Origin of the sequence: Cyanobacterium aponinum PCC 10605 (genome assembly GCF_000317675.1) — a bacterium.
In the GTDB taxonomy this organism is placed as follows: Bacteria; Cyanobacteriota; Cyanobacteriia; order Cyanobacteriales; family Cyanobacteriaceae; genus PCC-10605.
Window position 1 is genome coordinate 3,346,256 of the sequence record NC_019776.1, and the last position, 25,765, is coordinate 3,372,020.

The following is a 25,765-nucleotide window of genomic DNA, read 5'->3' on the forward strand; positions in this document are numbered from 1 at the left end:
GTTCTAGTTTTGTTTTTTTATATACGTCTAATATTACTTTTAATTTTATGTCTAAATATGACTCTCATCTAAAATGCTCATTCTGCGGCAAATCTCAGGAACAGGTAAGAAAACTGATTGCTGGTCCAGGGGTTTATATTTGTGATGAGTGTGTAGAATTATGTAATGAAATTTTAGAAGAGGAATTGATGCCGAGTAATAGGAGTCAACCAAGTCACTCTGCGGTTAAATCAAATCCTCGCCCTTCTAAGAAAACAAGTTCTACTCGTAAGCCTCTTTCTTTAAGTAAATTACCTAAACCAAAGGAAATTAAGGAATTGTTGGATCAATATGTTATTGGTCAAGATGAGGCAAAAAAAGTTCTTTCTGTGGCGGTTTATAATCACTATAAGCGTTTAACGGTTGCGGAAAGTGAACAAAAAACAGGTAAGAGTAAAGAAGAAACCATCGAATTACAAAAGTCTAATATTCTTTTAATCGGTCCTACGGGTTCTGGTAAAACTCTCTTGGCTCAAACTTTGGCGAATATTCTTGATGTTCCTTTTGCGATCGCAGATGCCACAACTCTTACGGAGGCGGGTTATGTGGGAGAAGATGTGGAAAACATCCTCCTGCGTTTGTTACAAGTTTCTAATTTAGATTTAGATGAAGCACAACGGGGTATCATTTATATTGACGAAATTGATAAAATTGCCCGTAAAAGCGAAAATCCTTCTATTACAAGAGATGTTTCTGGAGAAGGGGTACAACAAGCACTTTTAAAAATGCTAGAAGGTACAGTGGCAAATGTTCCACCTCAAGGGGGAAGAAAACATCCTTACCAAGACTGTATCACCATTGATACTAGCAATATTTTGTTTATTTGTGGTGGTGCTTTTGTGGGACTAGATAAAATCGTGGAACAAGATCAAGAGAAAAAAATTCTTGGTTTTCAAATTCCTGCGGAGAATACCACTAAAGAAGAAAGAGTTTCTAAAGCGGCTCGCCAACTGCAACCAGATGATTTAGTGCGTTTTGGCTTAATTCCTGAGTTTGCTGGACGTTTGCCCGTAGTAGCAGTGCTAGATCCTTTAAATGAAGAAGCCTTAATGGAAATTCTTACTCGTCCTCGTAATGCCCTTGTTAAGCAATATCAGAAACTTGTGGGGATGGATAATGTTATTTTAGAGTTTGAACCTGAAGCTATAAGAGCGATCGCACAGGAGGCTTATCGCCGTAAAACTGGGGCTAGGGCTTTAAGGGGTATTGTGGAAGAAATTATGCTTGATGTAATGTATGAAATTCCTTCTCGTCAAGATGTTCAACATTGCGTGATTACCAAAGAAATGGTAGAAAAGCGTAGTACCGCAGAGTTAATTCTTCATCCTTCCTCTTTACCTGAACCAGAATCCGCTTAAGGGCAATTGGTAAATTAAATAAAAAACCCCCAAAAATAGGGGGTAATAAATTTTATTGTTGTGGGCTTATGTTTTTATAAGCCATTTTTTGTTTGCCAATGAATTTAAGCCATCGCCGCTAATTTAACATCATTGTTATTTAGCAACTCTTGCAATTCTTCTGAATCAACGGTTTCTTTTTCTACAAGCATTTGTGCTAATGTATCTAACACTTCACGATTGTTTTGTAAAACATCTTTTGCTCGTTGATAAGCCACATCGACTAATTTTTTCACTTCCTCATCAATCATGGCGGCAGTGGAGTCAGAGAAATCACGATCAGACGCAATATCACGACCTAAGAACACGTTACCATTTTGACGACCTAACGCCACAGGTCCTAAACGCTCACTCATACCGAAACGGGTAATCATTTGACGTGCTACTCTGGCTACTTGTTGTAAGTCGTTAGATGCCCCAGTGGTTACTTCTTCTTCACCGAAAACGATTTCTTCGGCAACACGTCCACCCAATGCTACCGCCATTTGATTTTGGAGGTAAGAACGGGAGTATAAACCAGATTCCATGCGATCTTCACTAGGAGTGAACCAGGTTAAACCGCCTGCACGACCACGAGGAATAATGCTAATTTTTTGAATAGGGTCATAGTCGGGCATTAATGCACCTACTAAAGCGTGTCCTGCCTCATGATAAGCTACTAACTCTTTACGTTTTTGACTCATCACACGATTTTTCTTCTCAGGACCTGCTAAAACACGGTCGATCGCATCGTTAACCTCATCCATAGAAATCTCAGTTAAGTTGCGTCTTGCCGCTAAAATAGCCGCTTCGTTGAGTAAGTTGGACAAATCTGCACCAGTGAATCCGGGGGTGCGACGAGCAATTTTTTCTAACTCCACATCTCCCGCAAGGGTTTTACCACGGGCATGAACATTAAGAATTTCACAACGTCCAGCATAATCAGGACGATCTACTACTACTTGGCGATCGAATCTTCCGGGACGTAATAAAGCCGCATCAAGAACGTCAGGGCGGTTAGTCGCTGCGATAATAATAATACCAGTGTTACCCTCAAAACCATCCATTTCGGTTAATAATTGGTTTAAGGTTTGTTCTCTTTCATCATTACCACCGCCTAAACCTGCACCTCTTTGACGACCCACTGCATCAATCTCATCAATAAAGACGATACAAGGGGCGTTTTGTTTAGCCTGTTCAAATAAATCACGAACACGGGATGCACCCACACCGACAAACATTTCCACGAATTCAGAACCAGAAATGCTGAAGAAAGGCACACCTGCCTCCCCTGCCACGGCTTTAGCTAAAAGGGTTTTACCAGTTCCGGGAGGTCCTACTAATAAGACACCTTTAGGAATTTTAGCTCCTATAGCTGTAAAACGTTCCCCATTTTTTAAGAAATCAACTACCTCAGTTAATTCTAGTTTTGCTTGTTCAATACCCGCTACATCACTAAAAGTAACCTGAGTTTGAGGCTCCATTTGTACTCTGGCTTTAGATTTACCGAAGTTCATTGCCTGAGAGCCGGGGCCACTAGATGCACGGCGGAGTAAGAAAAATAGACCTACTAAGAGCAGAACTGGGAAAAATAAACTACTTAAGGCTCTGAACCAGAAACTATCATCACTTTGGGGTAACACAGAAATATCCACCCCATTATTAGACAAAATATCGATTAATTCAGGGTCATTGGGTAAGTTCACTGTATAACGTTGTCCATCCCTTGCAGTTGCGATCGCAACGCTACGATCAGCACTCAAATTAACTCTTTCTACCTTGTCCCCTTGAACTTCATCAATAAATTGACTATATTTCCAACTTAACTGACTGTTTTGAGGACGATCTAAAAAAGCAGTGCCTAAAGCCACAACGACTACCGCTAAGATTGCGTATAGTCCGACATTACGCCATTTTTTATTATTTTTGCTCACGCTTTTTATAGCCTCCTGTTATATTTGTATTTATTTTATCAATAACTTTTGTAAATCTGAGTTTTGAGCTTTTTTCATGATTATTAATTCTATGTTAACTTATGTTAAGAATTTTTAGGTTTATTGATTACCTCACCTTAAAAAACTTCAGTTCGGTTTAAGAATATTGGATAAGACTAGGTGTCAGGCTTTTGGGGTATTGGGGTGTTAAGGAGAAACTAATTCTTAAAGTGCATCATCGTTATTAATTACTAATTGCTAACTACAATTTATAAATCTATTCCCTTCAAATGTTTTGCCACTGTTTGCACATCTTTATCTCCCCTGCCAGAACAGTTAATCACAATACGAGGACTTCCTGAAACTTGAGGGCAAAGAGTTTCTAAATAAGCAAAAGCATGGGCGGTTTCCAAAGCGGGAATAATACCTTCTAATTTGCACACCAATTGAAAAGCATCTAAGGCTTGAGCATCAGTGACGCTATAGTATTCAGCTCTACCCAAATCTTTTAAGTAACTATGTTCAGGTCCTACCCCCGGATAGTCTAAACCAGCACTAATGGAATGAGCTTCCACCACTTGCCCTTGATTATCTTGCAATAAATAGCTCATAGCTCCATGCAAAACCCCCGGTTTACCATGAGTTAAAGTAGCGGCGTGTTTTCCTGTATTAATACCGCTACCTTCGGCTTCGACTCCAATTAAACGTACGGAAGACTCATCAACAAATTCATAAAATAAACCCATTGCATTTGAACCACCTCCCACACAGGCAATTAAAATGTCTGGTAAACCGCCCCATTTTTCTAAACATTGTTTACGGGTTTCCTTACCAATAACCCCATGAAAATCTCTCACCATCATCGGATAGGGATGAGGTCCGGCCACTGAGCCTAAGATATAATGAGTATTTTCAACATTTGTGACCCAATCTCTAATAGCTTCGGATGTAGCATCTTTTAGTGTTCCTGTTCCAGCAGAAACGGGTTGTACAGTAGCTCCAAGAAGACGCATACGAAAAACATTCAATTTTTGTCTTTCCATGTCTTCTACACCCATATAAATGACGCATTGTAAACCAAAACGAGCACATACCGTTGCTGTTGCTACTCCATGTTGCCCCGCTCCTGTTTCAGCAATAATACGTTTTTTGCCCATACGTTTAGCCAATAAAACTTGCCCAAGGGCATTATTGATTTTATGAGCTCCTGTATGGTTTAAATCTTCCCTTTTGAGATAAATTTGTGCGCCTGTGCCGTCAGGTTTAGCATAATGTTGGGTTAGTCTTTCTGCGAAATAGAGGGGGTTTTCTCTTCCTACATAGTCTTTAAGAAGTTGATTTAATTCATTTTTAAAATCTGGATCTTCTTTATATTGATAGTAAGCTGTCTCCAATTCCGTTAATGCAGGCATCAGAGTTTCAGGTACATATTTTCCTCCGTATTGTCCAAAACGCCCTAAGTTATCTGGTACTTGAGTAAATTTATTATTTTTAATAGGTGTAACAGTCACAATTTCTACACAAATAAGTTTGATATTTTTCTTTTCTTATTTTACTCTCATGTTTGCTCTTTCATGGTGAATTTAGACACTTTCGTGATTAACGATAATTACCACAAGAGTTGCAGAAAAAGTGTTTAGGAGATGGATAAAGGGCAAGGGATAAGAGAGATAGTATCTTCGATGTTTTTTCTAATCATTGATTTTTTATAAATGATTTAGAAGTGCTGTGACTAATAATTTTATTTTTAATTGACGAAACCAAAGCCTCCCCCCCCGGGCGTTTTTATCACAAAAACATCATTTATATCGATATTAACAGAATCATTAGATAATAGTAATTGCTTTTCTTTATTATTTTTAATAATATAATTAACTCCTTTTTTTCCTTTTTCTCCTCCCTCTAAACCTTGAGAAAAAATAACCCTTCTACTAGACAAAATTCCTGCACTCATCGGCTGTAAAAAACGAATCGCCCGAATTACCCCATTACCCCCTCTATATTTTCCTTTCCCTCCACTATTTTCTCTAATCTTAAACTCCTCAACCCTCACTGGATAGCGAGTTTCTAACACTTCCACATCCGTTAAACGGGAATTGGTCATGTGAACCTGAATCGCATCTGTACCATTATGGTTATATCCCGCCCCTGAACCACCGCAAATGGTTTCGTAGTATTGATACTCCCTATTACCAAAAGTAAAATTGTTCATAGTACCCTGAGAATTTGCCATAATTCCTAATGCTCCATAAAGACAATCTGCAATATTTTGAGATGTTTCCACATTTCCAGCCACCACTGCACAAGGATACTTCGGATTCAACAGACAACCTTCAGGAATAATAATATTTAAAGGTTTCAGGCAACCAGCGTTAAGGGGTATATCATCATCAACTAAAGTGCGAAAAACGTATAAAACTACTGCTTTTGTAATGGACGCAGGGGCATTAAAATTATTATTTTGTTGAGCAGATGTGCCAGTAAAATCAATATCTGCCGTTAAGTTTTCCTGATTGATGGTTATTTTAGTTTTAATTTTAGCACCATTATCTAAATTAATAGTATAAGTACCATTACGCAGATTTTTAATAGCTTTTTTTACACATTTTTCTGCATTATCTTGGACAAACTGCATATAACTATTGACAGTTGTTAAGCTATACTTATTAACGAGATTGATTAATTCTTTGACTCCTTTTTCATTGGCGGCAATTTGTGCCTTTAAATCTGCTAAATTTTGCTGATAATATCTCACAGGATAAGCATGATTTGTTAATAAAATTTGTAATTCTTGCTCTTGTAATTGACTATTTTTAATTAAACAGAAATTATCGATTAAAATACCTTCTTCTTCAATATTGGTACTATTAGAAGGCATGGAAGCAGGAGTTATTCCCCCGATATCTGCATGATGTCCACGGGAAGCAACATAAAAATTAGGTTGTGAACTATCATTAATAAAAACTGGAGTAATGGCAGTTATATCTGGTAAATGAGTACCGCCATTATAGGGATTATTCGTTAAATAAACATCTCCTTTTTCTATAGTTATTTTTTCATCTTTAATTAGGGCTTTGATACTTTCACTCATTGAGCCTAAATGGACAGGAATATGAGGTGCATTTGCCACTAATTCCCCTTGAGAATCGAAAATTGCACAGGAAAAATCTAGTCTCTCTTTAATATTTACTGAATAGCTAGTATTTTGTAAAGTTATGCCCATTTCTTCGGCTATAAAACGAAATAGGTTATTAAAAATTTCTAGTAAAATAGGATCAGGTTTTGCTATGTCTTGATGATTAATATTTGAATCTGATGGACTTTCTAAATAAGTTAATATTAAATGCCCATTATGGTTAATTTCTCCTTGCCATCCTTTTTCAATGATATTTGTACCAGTGGATTCTATAATTAAGGCAGGACCAATAATTTTTTGATTGATAGATAAATTGTTTCTCTCATAAACTGGAGTGTCATGCCACTGATTTTTACTATACATTTTCACAGTGGTAATGGGTTGAGAATGAGAGTTAATCTTATGGTTTAAGAGTTGATGATTTTGCTGATAGGTAGGAGAGATTAATTCTAAGGAAATTTTTTCGATAGTTAACTGTTTTTCTGGGAGAATAAAGCCATATCTTTGCTTGTGAATTTGATTAAATTCTTCAGTTATTATTTGATAATTTTCGTTAAAGTTAATGGGTAAACTAAAGTCTGTACCTTGATATTTAAGATAAATTTTTGAGTTAATTTGATAACGGTTACTTTCTTCATTAATTTGCTTTTCTAAGTCTTTCTTAGCCTTGATTTCCAATAGCTGATATTCTTTTTTTATATCTTCAATGACATCAAGATTAAAATTAAGATTAAGGCTTTTTTCTTTGATAATGATGATTTCTGCTAAACCAATACCATAAGCAGATAAAACTCCAGCGAAGGGATGAATAATAATAGTTTTCATGCCTAAATTTTCAGCAATTAAACAGGCGTGTTGCCCTCCTGCACCTCCAAAACAACAAAGGGCATATTCACTGACATCATAACCTTTTTGTAGTGATATTTTTTTGATGGCATTTGCCATTATTTCGATGGCAATGGTTAAAAATCCCTGAGCTATTTCTTCTATTTTTCTCTCAGTTTTAATGGTAGCTTTTAACTGCTGAAATTGCTTTTCTACTAAACTTAAGTTTAAGGGTTGATTAGCATTTTTACCAAATACTTTAGGGAAAAAATTCCCTTGAATTTTGCCTAATAATAAATTACAGTCGGTAATGGTTAGTTTATCCCCCTTACCATAGCATACAGGACCGGGGTTCGCCCCTGCTGATTCTGGACCTACTCGGTATCTTTCACCGTCAAAATGGCAAATTGAGCCTCCTCCTGCGGCTACGGTGTGTATTGCCATCATGGGAGTGCAGATTCTTACCCCTGCTACTTCTGTCTCGAAATTTCTTTCATATTCTCCTGCATAGTGGGCAACATCGGTGGAAGTGCCTCCCATGTCAAAAGTAATGATTTTATTAAATCCTGCTTGTTGAGAAGTTTTGACGGCGCCGACAATTCCTCCCGCAGGTCCTGATAATATGCTATCCTTGCCTTGAAAGTATTTACTGTCAACCAATCCGCCGTTGGATTGCATAAACATCAGTTGGGGTAAAGATTGTTTTTCGTGGGCAAGATTATTTTTTACTTGTTGAATATATCGTTGTAAGACGGGGGAGAGGTAAGCATCCACTACCGTAGTATCTCCCCGACTCACTAGCTTCATTAAGTTGCTGGTTTGATGGGATAATGATATTTGTGTATATCCTATTTTAGATGCGATCGCACCTATTTGCAATTCATGATCTGGATAACGATAACTATGGAGTAAAACTATAGCGCAACTGCGAAAACCTTTATCATAAGCCTGTTGTAAATCCTTTTCTATTTGGGGTAAATTGAGGGGTTGTAATTCTTCTCCCGTAGCGGAAAAACGTCCTTGAACTTCGATCTCATCTTGGTACAACATTTCAGGTAAGATGATATGACGGGCAAAAATATCAGGACGATTTTGATAACCAATCCTCAACGCATCCTTAAAACCCTGATTAATAACTAAGATAACTGGTTCACCTTTTCTCTCCAGTAAAGCATTAGTTGCCACCGTTGTTCCCATTTTGATAACCTCAATTTCTTCAAGAGGTAAAGGTTGCCCTTGGGGAATATTGAGAATTTGTCTAATACCTTCAATGGGGGCAGATTGATAATGTTCAGGATTTTCCGACAAAAGTTTATGGGTAATAATATTTTTATCTGGGGTTAAAGCAACAATATCTGTAAAAGTTCCCCCCCTATCAATCCAAAATTGCCATTTTCTTTTTTTTAATCTGGGATTATTCATGATTTAACTTCTTTTATTTATTTAATTTTTCTTTATTTTTTAGAATTAATATTTAATAACTGACGTTACGCACTTATTGATGTGTTAAGTTAAGGGAGGTTTCAGGTTTCAGGTTTCAGGAAATAATAAAAATGATTGAACTAAAAAGTTATCGAGATTTAACGGTTTGGCAAAAATCAATGGATTTGGTAGTAATATGTTATCAATTAACTTCTCAATTTCCCAAAACAGAAATTGATGGTTTAAGTAGTCAAATACAAAGAGCCGCAGTTTCAATTCCTGCCAACATCGCAGAAGGAAAAGGGAGAAATCATTTGGGTGATTATATTCGTCATCTTTCTATGGCAAATGGCTCACTCAAAGAATTAGAAACTCATTTGATGATTGTAGGACGATTAGGCTATCTTAAAGAGCAAGAATTAAAAGTTACGGCTCTATCACTTTGAGTATGTAAATTATTAGTTAGGGTAGGCAAGAGGCAAGAGGCAATAGGCAATAGGGGATTATTAAATAATAATTTATAAACTTTTAGTTTTTGTTTTACTATAAACACTATTCAATAAAGGTTATGGAAGTTATTTTCTGTTAATTTATCATAACCACTGTAGAAGAACCAAAGTTACTTTAAACAAATGTGAGGAAATTGGCAGAATGTTACATAGTTTAACCTCAGTTCGGGATAAATTTTCATCTATGAATGATGGAGAAAAAGGCAAAGGGCAAGGAGAAAATTTAAAAGGACAATGGGCGAAGGTAAATAGTGTTGGGGTGTTGGGGCGAATAGTTGATAGTTGATAATTACTCGTTACTCATTACTCACTACTCCCCTAAACCTGACACCTGCAACCTGCAACCTGCAACCTGCAACCGTCAAACCTGACACCTGATACCTCAAAACAACAACTAATTATCTTTTTGCGTAACATCAGTTAATAATAAGAATGATAGTCGATGCCTAACAAAGATAAAATAGACAGAAGCAACAAAAATTGATGTTAACAGACATAGAAACCAATAAATAGAAATGGGTAACGAAAACATAGTTCTTTTATCTAGTCGAGAAATCGAAAAAATGCGTCAGGTGGGCAAACTAGCGGCACAATTATTAGACCATTTAGAAAAGATGGTAAAGCCCGGTATTAGTACTTACGAATTAAATGAAGAAGCCGAAAAATGGACAAAAGCTCATGGCGCAAAAAGTGCTCCCCTAGGCTATGGAAAGCCTCCTTTCCCTGCGTCTATTTGTACTAGCGTCAATGATGTCATTTGTCACGGTATTCCTGACAAAAAACAGATTTTAAAAGACGGCGATATTATCAACATCGATGTTACTCCCATTTTAGACGGTTATCACGGTGATACTTCTCGTACTTTTTTTGTTGGCACTCCATCTCCTATAGCCAAAAAATTAGTAGAAGTAACAGAAGAATGTATGTATCGGGGTATTAATGCTGTACGCCCGGGAGGAAAAATAGGAGATATAGGGGCGGCAATTCAGGAATATGCCGAAAGTCAGGGTTTTTCCGTGGTCAGAAATTTTGTAGGTCATGGAGTTGGTCGAGTATTTCATACTCCTCCTCAAATTCCTCACTACGGCAAAAAAGGCACAGGGAAAAAATTACGCCCCGGAATGGTGTTTACTATCGAACCAATGATTAATGAAGGCACATGGGAAGCGGAAATGGGGGATGATGGCTGGACAGCTTATACTAAAGATCGTAAATTATCGGCACAATTTGAGCATACTGTAGCCGTTACTAATGATGGTGTAGAAATTTTAACCCTCAATCGCTAAGTCAGTTTTACTGATTAGGGTAGGGGAAAAGGAAGAGGGAATAATGATAATATTGATTGAGCTAAAAATTTTTGAAAATTATCCTATTATATGAAGCCAATTATTATCAGTTTAAGTGTTGTTATTGTTTGTGGTTTATTTTTAATTGGTTCTTTTTTTCTTAATCAGGGAAAAACAAGAGCGATTGCTGAAGAAATGAGCCAAACTAATGCTACACTCACACAGGATGTATCAAAGATTGCATCCGCTAGTCAACTTCAATCAACAGGAAATATGGATATAGATTTATCAAAGGCAGAAACTACTTCTACGGGTTTAATGTATATTGAGCAAGAGGCAGGAAATGGTGAAACACCCACTAGAGGTAAAAAAGTAGTGGTTCATTATACGGGTTATCTAGCGGAAGAGGGATTTGCTAGAGGCAAAAAGTTTGATAGTTCCCGCGATCGCAATCAGCCTTTTTCCTTTACCATAGGAGTAGGGCAGGTAATCAAAGGTTGGGATGAGGGAGTAGCGAAAATGAGTGTTGGCACAAAAAGCACTTTAATTATTCCGCCTGATTTGGGCTATGGTGCAAGAGGTGCCGGTGGTGTTATTCCTCCTAATTCTACTCTTATTTTTGACGTAGAATTATTGGATATTAAGTAGTTAGTTCGGGGTTCGGAGTTGTTTAATTATTCATTGTTAATTGTACATTGTAAATTGTCCATTGAGTAAAAAACGAGAGCAAAAATGGGGTTGGTGGTTTTTACTACCCCTGTATCCTTATCAACAACGGGCAACTGTCAGACAAGAAGTTGTCGAGGATACCATTTGGACTTTTGAGCAACCTCACGGATTGCTTTATGCTGTTGTTCCGATTCGTATGACAGTAGTAAAATTAAAGCAGGGTGGTTTATTAGTCTATTGCCCGATCGCACCTACTCCAGAATGTGTTAAATTGATGAGGGAATTAGAAGCTCGTTATGGAGAAGTAAAATATATTATCCACTCTACCAGTTCAGGGTTAGAGCATAAAATTTTTGTTGCCCCTTTTGCCCGTCGTTTTCCTCAAGCTCAAATTTGGTGTGCTCCTAGTCAATGGAGTTTTCCTCTCAATTTGCCCTTATCATGGCTTGGTTTTCCCCCCCAACGCACCTATATACTACCTGAAGATTGGCGAGAAACTCCTTTTTCTGATGAGTTTAAATATGCAATGGTTAACATTGATTTAAGTAAAGGCTCATTTGCAGAGGTTGCCCTATTACATAAATCCACAGAGACTTTATTAGTAACCGATGCGGTTATCAAAATTCCTCCTTCTCCTCCGGCAATTCTTGAATTAAATCCTTTCCCTCTTCTTTTTCACGCTAGAGAAACCGCCTTAGATAAACTAGAAGATACCCCTGAAAATCGTCTTAAAGGATGGCAAAGAATTTGTCTATTTGCTCTCTATTTCCGTCCTAGTATGGTGGATACAGCCCCTCTCAAACAATTGCTAAAAGAGGCTTTTAACGCTCCTAATCGCTCTCGTGAGAACTATTTTGGCGCCTATCCCTTCCGTTGGCAATCAGGGTGGAAACAGTCCTTTGATGCGATCGCATCTTTAGAAAAACCCTTTGTCGCTCCCATATTAGAAACACTGATTTTACCCCAAAATCCCTCTGCGGCTATTAATTGGGCGAATAACATCGCCTCATGGCAATTTAAGCAAATTATTCCCGCTCATTTTTCCGCACCAATTCAGGCGACACCCCTTGAATTTCGTCAAGCCTTTTCCTTTTTAGACATAGAGTCAAACCGCCCAGAAAAGCTCTATCCTAGCGGTAATCAACAGATTTTTAGCCGAGACAGCACTTTTATTAAACAATTGGAAGCCACATTAATTAAACTTAATATAGCCAAGCCACCTAAATTAAAAAGAGTTCAGGGTGAAGACAATTCTTCGCTTTTTTCTTGACATTCTCCCGTCACCAAAACGATTTATTTTTGAGTTTATGGTGAGGGCCTTCTACTAACATTTTCGATAGAATCTATCTCAAAAACTATATTCTAATAACAAAGTATTAGTTTTACCCTCATGTAAAAAATCAATGGAGCGTTTATTTTCCTTTAAGCCTAAACGAATAAAATAATCTAAATCATTCTCAGATAAAGCCCAAGGAGGACCTGAAGGCGGTTTTTTTTCAGTATGATAATGAGTGAACATTAATAGTGTGCCTGTAACTTTAACTAGGGAGACAACAGCATTAATTGCATTTTCTCTCACCTCTAAGGGTAAGGCTTGGATAGTGCGACACTCCCAAACAAAATCAAACTGTTTTTCCCATATCCTCGGTAACTGAAAAATATCTTCACAAACATAATTAACTTTGGTGTTGGGAAAACGCTGACGACACCAATTAATTGCAGTAGGAGATACATCAAAAGCCGTTACCTGAAAACCAGTTTCTTGAAGTAATTCTGCATCATCCCCTAAACCGCAACCAATAACAACAGCCGTTAATTGTTCATTTTTCTTGATTCCCTGATGGTTTTTTAACCATTCTCGAAGATGAGAATTAGCCTCTAACTTTGCCCAAGGTATGTAAGAAGGATTACTTTTAGCAGAGGCATATAATTCTTCAAACCATGCCGATGGTTGATTATTACTTAAGTGTTTCTCAACTAAATCATTTATAGTTTGTTTTTTTGCTTCTGATGACACGGAAACTTAATTGTTTAGTTATATGGTTATTCAATTATAGCAAAGATGCTTAAGGGAAAAAAAAGAATTTTCTAATCTTCACTGATTTTCTATTGCATCAACATAGTTACAATAGGCATTTTGCAAAGTAAAAATAATTTCCGAAATTTAAAATTTTGTCTCTTCTACAGTGGTTACGACAAATTAATAGAAAATAAGGGCAACAAAGATTATTTTTCTCACAAAAGCAATAAATTAAAATTTTATCTTTTACTATTTTAAAAATTCTCTGTATGTCTAACTCAACCAATAACTTACATGACGAGAAGTAATAGAGTCTAAATTTTTGGTGAGTATAACAATTAGTTTGATTCAGGGGATTTTAAACGACTACTACTCCATCGCCCATGAATATTGACACTATAAGGAATTAAATATGTTAACATCCCTGAAATCCATCTTTGTTGCGTCATTTCCCCTTGAATTAAGGCACTTCCATGATTAATTGTAAATAACATCGTACCTACAAATAAAGCCACTTTTAATGCCGATTGACAATATTTAGGATTAAATAGACTCTGCAGGTAATCCATGACATTGTTATTCATGATTAAAAAGATGAATATTCTCGAAAAGTTTACAATTCTTATTGTTTTAATAATAGCCAATTTGACTGTTATTAGTTGTACAAGTCAGAAAACCTTAACTTGTCGGCAGATAAAAAATATAATAACTGACCTAAATAGTAAAATAGAACCTGCCTTAGCTAGTGATAATGTGTTGGAAATAAAGGCAATTGCCCAAGAGTTTGAGATGACGAGGGAAAAACTATTACAAGTTGAAATCAATGATAATTTTCTAAGTCAATCTACTAAAAATTTGGCTTCAACTTATCAGGAATATGGCGAGGTAACCTATGATTTTTTACAGGCATTTACTACTAAAAACACTGAAAATGCGATCGCATCTAAACAAGCTGTTAATCAATTATTTACAAAACAACAGCAATTAGTTCGTGAAATTAATGATTACTGTTATCCACCATAAATTATTTAGTGTTGGGGTATTGGGGTTGAATATATGCAACCCTTACGGAAAATTTCTTTTTTATCTTAACTCCTGTACGGGCGAATGGCTATTCGCCCCTAACTAACTCCTAACTCAAATTTTGCCCCTTGCCCTTTAAATAATTAACTCCTCGTTGAATTATCCCACTGGTTAGCGGCATCGTTAATGGCTTGTTCAACAGTTTTTTCTCCTAACATTGCCTGTTGAATATTATCATAAATAATTTTCTTCAATTGACCGATATTTTTCACTGGGGGAATTAATACCTCTGCTTCTTCTAATTGTTGAGCACTTATTTTTCTACCTTGTATAAGAATATCGTTACTATTCTCTTTTTCTAAACTACTAATGTAAGATGCGATCGCATCTTTATGGGAAGGTAAAACATTAGCCTGTTGAGTAAACTTTAGCTGATTCTCACCATTAGTGACAAACAAAGCATATTTTAAGGCTTCCTCAGATTTATCCGTATCCTTGGGAATTACTAAATTCATCACCGCCACATTTTTCTTTCCCGTATCTCCCGTAATCTGAGAAGTAACATTAGATTTTTCGTAGATAGTTGGCGCATTAGTAGCGATAGTTTTCAGAAATTCTGCCCCTGTGCCTAATAAAGCTAATTCCCCAGCTTGATAAAGTTCGATGGCATGACGATGTCCTTGAGTTAAAATTTCAGGAGGTAATAAATCTCTCTGATATAAATCTACCCAATACTGAAACACCTTTAAACCTTCGGGAGTGTTAAAAGTTGCTTTTCCGTTTTCATCCAACAAACTCACACCCATTTGCACAAAAGACTGTAAAACCTCGTTAGAATCATTGGCAACAAAAGGCACAAAGAAAGCATATTTTCCTGTTTTCTCCTTTACCTGTTGAGCAACAACTGCCAAATCTGCAAAAGTTTGAGGGGGTTGACTTACTCCTGCTTGATTTAACAAATCCTCATTATAAACCGTAATCGTGGTAGTTAAATACCAAGGAATGCCAAAAATTATTTTTTCGCACTGATTTTCTGCACTACATAAATTGATACTATTTCCATCCCAAATTTTCCCTAAGTATTTATCTTTCACTTCTGAAGGAATTTGCGTGTCTAAATTTAACCAAGCATTACGACTAGCTAACTGAGAAGCAAAATCAGGATTCAAATTAACTACATCTGGAGCGGTTTTTGCTGACACCGCCGTCAAAATCTTACTTTCCATAGCATTCCATGGTACATCTATCCACTCTACCTTACTAGGAGGATTCTCCTGCTCAAAACTACTATTTAATTCCTGAAAATAGCTAGTAAATTGAGGTTGTAATTGCATTGTCCAAAATTCAATACTTTCTGATGGATTGGACACCGAAGTAGTACAACTGACGAGAAAAGTTAACAATAATCCAGCAATAAACCAAGATAAATAAACAAAAAGAGATTGTAAACGAGAGCCAAATAAACTCAAAAACATACTTTTAAAAAAAATTAACAATCAATTAATAAAAACACAATGACTAAATATATATACCTTTACTCACAATATCACCATACAAACAGAGATTAAGAAAATCCCCATATTTACCGTTGGTATTTTGTTAATTAACTTTTAATATTGATCTTAGATAAATAATATTCGATTATACTTTGTTTGTTTATATCAAAACTTTTATTGTTATCCATCAAATTGGATAAGATAAGATTAACTTTATCAAACCTTTATATTTAATCCGTATAAATACGGAGGAAAAGGAGCTAAACAATGTTAAGTTTTTTAGACAACTTCATGGGGGGGAAAACCAACGGTGTCGGTATTGAAATCGGTCCCGATAAAGTCACCCTTGCTCAAATTAGTAAAAAAGGTCAACAATACAAATTACTCAAGTACTATTCTTTAGAAGTGCCAGAAGAAATATTTGAGGAAGGACAAATAGTTGATTCTCCGGCATTGGCTGAGTTGATTGACCAACTTTTAAAGGAGGCAAAGGTTAAACCAAAGCAAATTGCTACTGCCGTACCCATGAAAGATGCGGTTATGCGTATTATACCAATTCCTGCAGAATTAAATGATCAGGAATTAAGAGACATGGTGCTTAACCATGAAGCAGCCTTATATCTACCTTATCCTAGAGAAGAAGTGGATATAGACTATCAAAAATTAGGCTACTTTGTGGATGAGGATGGCATCGAAAAAGTACAAGTTTTGTTAGTTGCTACCAGAAGAGAAGTAACTGACTTATACCTAGAAACATTTCAACAGGCAGGATTGAAAGTAAGTGTTCTGGAAATCAATAGTTTTGCTTTAATTAGAACTATAAAAGAACAACTCAAACAATTTTCTTCTAGTGAGGCGGTGGTTTTAGTGGATATTGAGTTTGATACTACCGAAATTGCCATTATCTGTGAAGGTGTACCCCAATTTACCCGCACAATCCCCATTGGCACATATCAAATGCAAACAGCCTTGGCTCAAGCAATGAATTTGCCCACTTCCAAAAACACAGAACTATTGCAGGAAATCACTATTCCCAATAATCCAGAACAAACTACCAGCGCTAGTACCACTAGCAGTCAAACTTGGATAAACCCCGGCATGGATTCTTTATTAAGGGTTTTAGGTGAATTAGTGGATGAGTTGCGTCGTTCTATCAATTTCTATCTCAATCAGAGTGGAGATGTGGAAGTAGTGCAGATGCTTTTATCTGGTCCAGGGGCGGGTTTGGCGCAAATTGATGAGTTTTTTACCAAAAAATTAAGTTTACCAACGATGCAGGTTGACCCAATTTCAGCTTTATCTCTGAGTTTGAAAGAGGATTTATCCCCGATGCAAAGGGCTGGATTGGGAACTGTTCTTGGTTTAGGAATGAGGATGAGCTAGTTATGTACAACATTGATATTAATTTTTTAAAGGATAGAAAGCTAGATTCTACAGGAGGCACTACAGCCTTTCAAAAAAAACCCACGACTCCTTTAAGTGAGAGAGTTCCTATTTTCATTGGCACAGGGGTTGGAGTCGCTTTTATTGCGGCGGTGGGGGGTGCTTTAGTTCTTCTCAATGGACAGAAATCAAGTACAAATAAAACTATTGCGGAACTAGATGCAGAAATTCAACGGTTACAGGGTCAAAATCAACAAGTACAGCAAATTCAAACAGAAATTGACAATGTGAACCGAGAAACAGGTATCCTGGCTAGTGTTTTCAATAATATTAAGCCTTGGTCTGCGATGTTAGCAGAAATAGCTTATGTTACCCCTCCGAGTGTTCAGATTAATTCTATTACTCAAAATGATACAAAAACCTTAACCATCAATGGTTATGCTCAATCTTATGATGATGTTAATGATTTTCTATTAACTTTAAAAAATTCTCCTTTTCTCAATGGAGAAAATACCAGACTGACTACTAGCAGTTTGACTGATAATCCTAGCACAGTTATTTTCGATCGCGCTCAGTTAAATTCTCAAACACAAGGGGAAAATGGAGGGGCAGGAACAACTCCTACTCCGGGGGGAGCTAATACAGGGATTCAATTGGAGTTACCTCAAGTAATTCTTTATACTATCACCTCAGAAATTAGTGATTTATCCTCAGAACAACTATTAAATTTATTGAATAGACGAGGTGCGATCGGCTTAGTTTCAAGGCTCAGTAACTTACAAAGAAAGGGAGTGTTACAACTAGAAGCCATTGCAGAAGAAACCCAAGAACAATCAGAAGAACAAGAAGGAGAAGCTCAACAATGACAACATCTTTTACTACCTCTGACGAATTTGATCCCCAAGACGAGGGTTTTGGTGCGGAAGCCGACTATCCCAGTGCTTTTGGTATTACTTTTACCCCGAAAATTTCGGGTATAGCTATCGGCGTTGGAGGATTTTTGATTGCTGGTTATTTATTTTTTTCTCAAGTAATGCCAGTGTTGGGGGAATTGTCAGAATTAAATAAACAAAAGCAGGAAAAACAGGAACAATTAAACCAACTAAGTTCTAATGAACTAGAGCAAATTCTTGCCAGAAAACAAGGAGAATTGGAAGAAGCAAAAGATTTAAAAGGGGATGTATTGCAATTGTTTGCTCAAACTCAAAACTTAGAAACCCTACTGCTAGACGTTAATAATTTTGCCAACTTGAGCAATATCAAAATGAATAGCTATGTACCCACTGGAGATAAAGAAAAAGTAGCAGATGATTCTTTTGGCACTCTAGCGGCGAACAATTTACAGGTGCAAACCTATAATCTTGACATTGAGGGGGGCTTTTCTCAATTACAGTTCTTCTTGCAGGATTTAGAAAGATTACAACCTCTTTTAGTCGTGCAAAATTTGAATACAAGCATTTTAGAGCCGCCCATTTATCTACTGGAAAATAATAGCCTATCGGTTGTTCAAGAACCAACTCTGAAAACAACTCTTACTCTTAAAGCGGTTTTTCCTGACTTACAACCAGCCCCAGAAGCCCCAGCACCTGAAGGGGAACAACCAACAGAAGGTCAATAATTACCTTTGAAATGGTTAATTTTTCTTATCATTTTTTTTTTATCATTTTGTCTTCAATCCTTTAAAATTTATTTGTGTGTAGGAGCATAAACCGATGAATAAATTTCTTTTTAATCAAGTTAAAGTTGTCAGTGGCACAACCGCCTTTATTCTTCTTTGGCAGTCTTTTGCCATTGCGAATCCTCGTTTAAATAAAACCTTAAAAATAAAAAAATCCCCTGAATGGATTGCCCAATTGTCTACTCAAAATCAAGATGTATTAGTCCCAAATCCCATTGTAGAAATTGATGGAAAACCAGTGGACTCAACCCAACCAACGATTCCTGCACCTCAGTTTTTGCCCAGGGCAGTTGCTCCCCCAGTTGGGGATATGTCCGTTTCTAATGTACGCAATGCCATACCAACTGTTAACTTAGGTACATCGGCTTTAATTCCTCGCTTAGTGTTGCGAGATGCTCCCGCCACAGAAGTTTTGGCTCTATTAACTCGTGCTGCAGGACTAAATATTATCTTCACAGACCAAAGTGGTACAGAAGGAAGTGGGGCGACAGTATCCTTAGATTTAGAAAACGAACCGATACAAGATGTTTTTAATAGTGTTTTATTAATTTCTGGATTAAAAGCTAATCGTCAGGGTAACACCGTTTTTGTGGGCAATAAACTTCCCCCCACCGTTAAAAATACCATTACTCGTAGTATTCGGCTTAATCAGTATAGCGCGATCGGAGCGGCTAGTTTTTTGAATAGTCAGGGTGCGCAGGGAAATATTGTTGAGCTAAAGGAAGAAGAGCAAGATGGTCGAGTTACTCAAACTTTTGAAGTCAAGCCTTTAGAAAGTGAAGAAAAAGATAGTGAGTATCTAGTGCTAAAAGGTTTAACAGTTCATGCTGATCCCATTCACGATACAATTACCCTCGTCGGAGAACCCTATTTAGTACAAACGGCAACATCTTTTCTCACTCAATTAGATGTACGCCGACGCCAAGTAGCCGTCAATGTTAAAGTTGTTGATATACAATTAGACCAAGTTGATAGTTTCGGCTCTAGCTTCTCCTTTGGAATTGATAACACAGGTGTTGTTCAGGACGGTGGAGTTGGTGTAATTAATTTTGGTACAAATAATCAAAATGTTGACTCTGAAAGTTGGAGAACTAGCGGTCAAGGTCTAGGGATACCTGGTTATGCCGATAATGAACTTGTAGACCCATTTAATAACGAAATAGTTATTACAGAAGAGTTCTCCACTAATCTCTCTGATAGTTTACAAGACACTGTGGAACGTTCATTAGCAAATGTTTTGGATCAGGAGAGTGCTTCTAATTTAACAGATACTCTTTCTCGTAATTTTACGGATACTATTAATCGTAGCCTGAGTCAATTTGGTAACACCACTAATTTCACCAGAGACCAAGTAGAAACTTTAACAAGGAATCTTCAACAAGAATTAATTAATACAACTGGTAGAACTTTGAGTGAATCCCAATTAAGTGCATTAACTCAGGATGTTGTTAGAGATATAACTAATAATGTTGGTCGTACAGTAACGAGAACCTTACAAGGTATTCCTCTAGGTTCGCCAAACTCAGGTCAGATTTCTCCTTTTGGAGTCAATTATGATGCCACTCAACCCGGAAATCCTGCTACAGTACGCCCGGGCAGAAACTTTAATGTACCTCAAGCATTTTTGGCTCAAATTCGGGCGAATGTGACTTCGGGTAATGCTAAAATTCTTACAGATCCTACTTTGGTGGTACAAGAAGGGCAAGTTGGGGCTGTCAAATTAGTTGAAAACGTAGTTACCAGCGTCAATACTTCCATTGATCAGTTAAGTGGTGTGAGAACAACTACTCCTGTTATTGAACCTGCTGGGCTTACTTTATCAGTGGTAGTAGATAAAATCGATGATAATGGCTTTATTACGTTACAAGTTGAACCCAATATTAGTGCACCCGGAACTCCTCAAGTATTCAGAAGTGGAGTTGGTGCAGATAACGTGATTACTCCTTTAGTTGAAAGAACTGTATCTTCTGGTAAGATTCGTTTGCGAGACGGACAGACTTTAATTTTATCGGGGATTATTCAAGATGGCGAAAGAACCACTGTTTCCAAAGTTCCCATCTTAGGGGATTTACCAATTATAGGTAGTTTATTCCGTTCTACCGTTAAGGATAAAGCCCGTTCAGAAGTTGTGGTTATTTTAACTCCTCAAATTCTCGATGATTCTGAGGGTTATAGTGGTTTTGGTTATAATTACACTCCATCCCGTGAAACTGGTAAATACTTACGAGAAAGAGGGTTAAATATTCCTACAACTCCCTATTAATTTCAATTAGTAATTAGTAATTAGTAATTAGTAATTAACAATTGGCAATTCATTAAAGCCTAGAACCTGCAACCTGCAACCTGACACCTATCTCACTGTAGTTTAGACTAAGAAAAAATTGCAAGACAATCAATAAGCTAACAAAAATTAGCTTACGGAGAAAATAAATTGAGTTAACTATTCCTTCAAAGTTAGGTTTTTCGCCTTTTTTTACTTTTGGATTGCTGTTTTTTAATGGTGGGATAAACTTTAGCTTTGTTTCTTTTTCCCCCTTGAGGTTCCAGCCATGGGATTTTCCCCGACTTTTAGGAGAAAGGGTAGGACTTCCAATCTCTATCAATAATGAAGTCATAGATAGAGCAACCCTTCCAGGAGTTAAATTCTGTTGTGGTTTTTGCCACGGCAAATGGTGTTCTTGGACTAAATCCTTTGAGAGCCATAATTGCCAAGTGATATTGACGATTAAATTACTCCATCTTTGACACCTGTCAGGAGTGCGAAAATTTGGCAAAGTCCAATGCAACCTCTGCTTAGCAAAACGATACCAGTGTTCTAATCCAAACCTTCGCCTATATTGACTCCAAATATACTCCAAAGATAAAAATTCCTCTCCTACCCAGATTAACCAAAGTGGGCGATGTAAACTCCCTGTTTTTTTCTCCTTTAATCTTTCAATTTTGAATAAAGTTAATTGTTGTGTGGGGGCATTATAGAAATGAAGTTCCGTCCATTTACTGATGCGTATGAGTCCTAGGGATGAATCTTCCATTTCCAATACTTTATTACTCTGAGGAAAATCATCACATTGATTTAACTTCCACTTTGCTCCATGTTTTTTCGGTCTTCCTCTACCGCTATAAGGGTCTGGCTTGCTATAAAGACATAAATTAGAACGTACTCGAATCAACTTACTTATCTCAATGTCTGCCGTTTGTTGGATAAATTTGCCATTGCCATATTCACAATCTAAGACCACTAATTTCCGTCTATTTTCTGGCAATTCTCGACACACTTGTTTGAGTTGCCATCGGGCTTTACTTAAAGGAGTTTCAAAGGATGTTATTCTTTCATGTCTTAAAGGTAATGCCCAACTTCCTTTCTCTTTTAATGGTGGTAACCATGCTATGGTGCTATATCCTTGTCCTACTACTGATGAATTTAGGGATGAATGAGAATATTGATAACCTCTATCTTTCATCGTGGGACTATCTTTACATTCCCACTGGGTATGATCTATGCCTAATAACGTATATTCTAAAGTGTCTATTTCTTGAGTGTATCGTTTCATCAATTTTTTGCCATTGGGACGACTATCCTCTGCCGCTTCATAGGTGCTACACCATTGTCTCTGGAAAAAAGGCGATAAAGAAAATTGTGCCAAACTACGAGCATTTTCTCTGGTCATGATGCTGTCCATTAGCTCAAATGTGGCATCTTTACTTTTGACTAACATTTCATAGGTATCATGACGAAAATTTTTTAGTCTGTTATATTTGTTCATGTAGAGAGATTTTAATTTGTGATTATTTTATTTTCTCTCTATTTTTCTTTTTTGTCTTGTCCTTCCTCATTTTTCTCTACATTTAGTCTAAACTACGGTTATAACTGACTAATTAACCTGAGTTCGGGATAAATTTTTATCTATGAGTGATGGCGAAAAGGGCAAACCCCCCTTTATCCCCCCTCTCGAGGGGGGAGGGTAATGGGCAATGGTAATAAACAATTAGTAATTAGTAACTTCAGCACTTTAAGAATTAGTTTCTCTCTAACACCGTAAGGTTTGAATATATTCAACCCCTACCACCTGACACCTAACCTTCTCCGATATTCTTAAACCAAACTGAGGTTGATTAAATGTTAGAACAAGAAAATCATGAACCTATTACCTGAAATTTACTCTTATCCGAATAGCTTATTTCAAGAAATTTTTAAGTGTGAATATTGATTAGCTCACCGAATTTCATTAATAATAGGATAAAGCAGTATCTAAAAATGTGATTGAATAATGACTGAATCCGCTTCCACTAAAGCCACCAGAAACGCCCCCCACGAAGATTATCGCCCCATCAATCCCCAAGAATTAACTCCTATGTATCAGCATTATGTGGAGGTAAAAGAACAGTATCCTAATGCTTTATTATTGTACAGAGTCGGGGACTTTTTCGAGTGCTTTTTTCAGGATGCAGTCACCATCGCCCAAGAATTGGAATTAGTCATCACCAGTAAGGATGCAGGAAAAAATGTCGGTAGAATCGCTATGACTGGTGTACCTCATCATGCTTTAGATAGATACGCAAGACAATTGGTAGAAAAGGGTTATGCGGTGGTAATCTGTGATCAAGTGGAAGATGCGGCAACAGCAACGGCAGAGAAACGGTTAGTCAAACGTGCCATCACCAAGTTATTAACCCCCGGCACTATCACCGAAGATGAGATGTTACCCTCCAAGCAAAACAACTTCCTAGCGGCGGTTGTAGTCGCAAAAGAGCATTGGGGATTAGCCTATGCAGACATCTCTACAGGGGAATTTTTTACGACTCAAAATAAAGATTTAAGCTCTTTAGCCACTGAATTACTGCGTTTACAACCAGCAGAGATTCTTTTTCCCGTCAATGCTCCTGATATTAACAGTTTACTACGTCCGGGTCAAAAATCTGACTATCTTCCTAACTTTCTTCCTGATTGCTTTTGTTATTCATTGCGATCGCACAAAGCCTTTGATATTCACGAAGCCAAGCCCAGATTATTGATGGAATTTAACCTCAAATCCTTAGAGGGTGTAGGCTGTGAGCATTTACCTTTGGCTATTCGCGCCGCAGGGGGATTATTAGAATATGTGCAGGATACCCAAAAAGCTAATCAAGTACCATTACAACTGATTCGCAGTTATAATGTCAGCGATTATTTAGTCTTAGACAGCACCACCAGACGAAACCTCGAAATCACTAGCACAGTGCGAGATAACACCTTTCACGGCTCTCTCCTTTGGGCTTTAGACAGAACTTGTACGGCGATGGGGGGTAGAGCTTTGAGACGTTGGTTATTGCAACCCTTACTCAATAAAAGAGGGATTATTGCCAGACAAGATTCGATCGCAGAATTGATGGATAATTTACCTTTGAGGGAAGCTATTAGGGAAATTCTTAAGAGTATTTACGATTTAGAGAGGATAACGGGGCGAGTGAGTGCAGGTACGGCAAACCCGAAGGAATTACTTAATTTAGCGGATTCTTTGTTAAAATTGAGGGAATTAGGGGAGTTAGCGAAAGAAGGAAAATCTCCCTATTTTCAAGCGTTGCAAGATGTGCCGTCAGAATTGGAAGAATTGGGCAAAAAGGTAATTGATTCTATTGTCGAGTTTCCACCCCAACACGTTAAGGAAGGGGGAATTATTCGGGATGGGGTGAATCAGCAGTTAGACGAGATGCGCAAACTCATTGACGGAGATAAGGAGTGGTTAGCTAATCTGGAAGTGACAGAAAGGGAACGCACGGGCATTAGTAATTTAAAAGTAGGGTACAATAAAACCTTTGGTTACTATATCAGTATGCCTCGTTCCAAAGCTAATTTAGCCCCTGAAAATTATCAGCGAAAACAAACTTTATTAAATGAAGAAAGATACATTACTGCTGAGTTAAAAGAAAAGGAAAATCGTATTTTAAATGCTAAGGATGATTTAGCTAAATTTGAATATGAAATCTTTGTTAATTTACGCTCTTTAGTCGCAGAAAAAACTGAAGAAATCAGAAAAATTGCAAAAGCGATCGCAGCTATGGATGTTTTGAGCGGATTAGCTGAATTAGCTGTATATCAAGACTATAACCGTCCTGAAATTACCGAAGATAGAATTATTAAAATTAAAAATGGTCGTCATCCCGTAGTCGAGAAATTATTAGGCTTTGGGATGTTTGTGCCTAATTCCACTGTTTTAGGAACAGAAAAAGCACCAGATTTAATTATTTTAACTGGTCCAAATGCTAGTGGTAAAAGTTGTTATTTGCGTCAGGTAGGTTTAATTCAATTAATGGCTCAAATTGGTAGTTTTATCCCCGCAGAAAGTGCAAAATTATCGATCTGCGATCGCATCTTTACTCGTGTGGGTGCAGTGGACGACATAGCGACAGGGCAATCAACCTTTATGGTGGAGATGAATGAAACCGCAAATATTCTCAATCACGCTACAGAAAAATCCTTAGTTTTATTAGATGAAATTGGAAGAGGCACCGCAACATTTGATGGTTTGTCTATTGCGTGGGCAGTGGCGGAATATTTAGCAATTGAAATTCAGAGTCGTACGATTTTTGCCACTCACTACCATGAATTAAATGAATTAGCATCTATTTTGGAAAATGTAGCCAATTATCAAGTAACAGTAAAAGAGCTAGAAAATGAGATTATTTTTCTACACGAAGTCAAGGCAGGAGGGGCGGATAAATCCTATGGTATCGAGGCTGGAAGACTAGCAGGTTTACCCCCAGTCGTGATAAAAAGGGCAAAACAGGTAATGAGTCAAATTGAAAAACATAGTAAAATTGCGATCGGCTTAAGAAAAAATATCAAAAAATTAACCCCTTCTAAACAGGAAAATACAGAGGAAATAATGAATCAATTAGACATCTTTGAATAGTTTGTAGTTCGCCTTTTAGGGCATACATATTAAGGCTAAATCTTTGATGGGTTGAATAATTGAATGATTGAATAATTGA

At 37.1% G+C, this 25,765-nt stretch carries 18 protein-coding genes and 1 pseudogene; 12 read left to right on the forward strand and 7 right to left on the reverse strand.

What is annotated here, in order from left to right; all coding sequences use genetic code 11:
- The first annotated feature begins 47 nt into the window (after window positions 1-47).
- Complete coding sequence (gene clpX, locus CYAN10605_RS13995; protein WP_015220600.1) at window positions 48-1,397, forward strand: ATP-dependent protease ATP-binding subunit ClpX; 1,350 nt, start codon at window positions 48-50, stop codon at window positions 1,395-1,397.
- 104 nt (window positions 1,398-1,501) lie between these two features.
- Here the strand turns inward: clpX and ftsH3 are convergent, their stop codons facing one another.
- From ftsH3 to CYAN10605_RS14010, 3 genes are all read right to left on the reverse strand, one after another.
- Window positions 1,502-3,349, reverse strand: coding sequence for an ATP-dependent zinc metalloprotease FtsH3 (gene ftsH3, locus CYAN10605_RS14000; protein ID WP_015220601.1), 1,848 nt, complete (start codon window positions 3,347-3,349; stop codon window positions 1,502-1,504).
- A gap of 269 nt (window positions 3,350-3,618) precedes the next feature.
- On the reverse strand, window positions 3,619-4,860 hold the full coding sequence (trpB, locus tag CYAN10605_RS14005) for a tryptophan synthase subunit beta (RefSeq protein WP_015220602.1): 1,242 nt from the start codon (window positions 4,858-4,860) through the stop codon (window positions 3,619-3,621).
- Window positions 4,861-5,096: 236 nt separating this feature from the next.
- Entirely contained in the window at window positions 5,097-8,732 is a 3,636-nt protein-coding gene (locus tag CYAN10605_RS14010; protein WP_015220603.1) for a hydantoinase B/oxoprolinase family protein, read from the reverse strand.
- 131 nt (window positions 8,733-8,863) lie between these two features.
- Between CYAN10605_RS14010 and CYAN10605_RS14015 the strand changes: the two genes are divergently transcribed.
- The 5 genes from CYAN10605_RS14015 (at window position 8,864) to CYAN10605_RS14030 (ending at window position 12,466) form a co-directional block, all read left to right on the forward strand.
- Window positions 8,864-9,178 (forward strand): four helix bundle protein, encoded by a 315-nt coding sequence (locus CYAN10605_RS14015; RefSeq protein WP_015220604.1) that lies wholly within the window; start codon window positions 8,864-8,866, stop codon window positions 9,176-9,178.
- A gap of 205 nt (window positions 9,179-9,383) precedes the next feature.
- A complete protein-coding gene (locus tag CYAN10605_RS18905) occupies window positions 9,384-9,527 on the forward strand; it encodes a hypothetical protein (RefSeq protein WP_015220605.1) in 144 nt (47 codons plus the stop codon).
- 229 nt (window positions 9,528-9,756) lie between these two features.
- Window positions 9,757-10,527 (forward strand): type I methionyl aminopeptidase, encoded by a 771-nt coding sequence (map, locus tag CYAN10605_RS14020; protein WP_015220606.1) that lies wholly within the window; start codon window positions 9,757-9,759, stop codon window positions 10,525-10,527.
- A gap of 90 nt (window positions 10,528-10,617) precedes the next feature.
- Window positions 10,618-11,175 (forward strand): FKBP-type peptidyl-prolyl cis-trans isomerase, encoded by a 558-nt coding sequence (locus CYAN10605_RS14025; RefSeq protein WP_015220607.1) that lies wholly within the window; start codon window positions 10,618-10,620, stop codon window positions 11,173-11,175.
- Between the two features lie 61 nt (window positions 11,176-11,236).
- Window positions 11,237-12,466, forward strand: coding sequence for a DUF4336 domain-containing protein (locus CYAN10605_RS14030; protein WP_015220608.1), 1,230 nt, complete (start codon window positions 11,237-11,239; stop codon window positions 12,464-12,466).
- Window positions 12,467-12,544: 78 nt separating this feature from the next.
- On the opposite strand, the gene CYAN10605_RS14035 is transcribed toward CYAN10605_RS14030, so the two are convergent.
- On the reverse strand, window positions 12,545-13,213 hold the full coding sequence (locus CYAN10605_RS14035) for a class I SAM-dependent methyltransferase (protein ID WP_015220609.1): 669 nt from the start codon (window positions 13,211-13,213) through the stop codon (window positions 12,545-12,547).
- A 341-nt stretch (window positions 13,214-13,554) separates the two neighbouring features.
- Entirely contained in the window at window positions 13,555-13,785 is a 231-nt protein-coding gene (gene nrtS / locus CYAN10605_RS14040) for a nitrate/nitrite transporter NrtS (RefSeq protein ID WP_015220610.1), read from the reverse strand.
- Between nrtS and CYAN10605_RS14045 the strand changes: the two genes are divergently transcribed.
- Window positions 13,784-14,239 carry a hypothetical protein gene (locus tag CYAN10605_RS14045; RefSeq protein ID WP_190275036.1) on the forward strand — a complete coding sequence of 152 codons (456 nt, stop codon included), beginning with the start codon at window positions 13,784-13,786 and terminating at the stop codon, window positions 14,237-14,239. The two genes, nrtS and CYAN10605_RS14045, sit on opposite strands and share 2 nt — an antisense overlap.
- A gap of 143 nt (window positions 14,240-14,382) precedes the next feature.
- Here CYAN10605_RS14045 and CYAN10605_RS14050 read toward each other — a convergent pair whose 3' ends face one another.
- Window positions 14,383-15,714 carry an ABC transporter substrate-binding protein gene (locus CYAN10605_RS14050; protein WP_015220612.1) on the reverse strand — a complete coding sequence of 444 codons (1,332 nt, stop codon included), beginning with the start codon at window positions 15,712-15,714 and terminating at the stop codon, window positions 14,383-14,385.
- A 288-nt stretch (window positions 15,715-16,002) separates the two neighbouring features.
- On the opposite strand from CYAN10605_RS14050, the gene pilM reads away from it, so the two are divergent.
- The 4 genes from pilM to CYAN10605_RS14070 all read left to right on the forward strand — a co-directional run bounded on the left by pilM (window position 16,003) and on the right by CYAN10605_RS14070 (window position 21,059).
- Window positions 16,003-17,118, forward strand: coding sequence for a type IV pilus assembly protein PilM (gene pilM, locus CYAN10605_RS14055; protein ID WP_015220613.1), 1,116 nt, complete (start codon window positions 16,003-16,005; stop codon window positions 17,116-17,118).
- Between the two features lie 2 nt (window positions 17,119-17,120).
- On the forward strand, window positions 17,121-17,984 hold the full coding sequence (locus CYAN10605_RS14060) for a PilN domain-containing protein (protein WP_015220614.1): 864 nt from the start codon (window positions 17,121-17,123) through the stop codon (window positions 17,982-17,984).
- A complete protein-coding gene (locus CYAN10605_RS14065) occupies window positions 17,981-18,736 on the forward strand; it encodes a hypothetical protein (protein ID WP_015220615.1) in 756 nt (251 codons plus the stop codon). The genes CYAN10605_RS14060 and CYAN10605_RS14065 overlap by 4 nt, the downstream gene beginning before the upstream one ends.
- A gap of 94 nt (window positions 18,737-18,830) precedes the next feature.
- Complete coding sequence (locus CYAN10605_RS14070) at window positions 18,831-21,059, forward strand: secretin GspD/PilQ domain-containing protein (protein WP_015220616.1); 2,229 nt, start codon at window positions 18,831-18,833, stop codon at window positions 21,057-21,059.
- 191 nt (window positions 21,060-21,250) lie between these two features.
- Here CYAN10605_RS14070 and CYAN10605_RS14075 read toward each other — a convergent pair.
- Window positions 21,251-22,560, reverse strand: a pseudogene (locus CYAN10605_RS14075) (NF041680 family putative transposase).
- 504 nt (window positions 22,561-23,064) lie between these two features.
- On the opposite strand from CYAN10605_RS14075, the gene mutS reads away from it, so the two are divergent.
- Window positions 23,065-25,686: a DNA mismatch repair protein MutS gene (mutS, locus tag CYAN10605_RS14080; protein WP_015220618.1), complete on the forward strand. Its 2,622-nt coding sequence runs from the start codon at window positions 23,065-23,067 to the stop codon at window positions 25,684-25,686.
- Window positions 25,687-25,765: the final 79 nt, after the last annotated feature.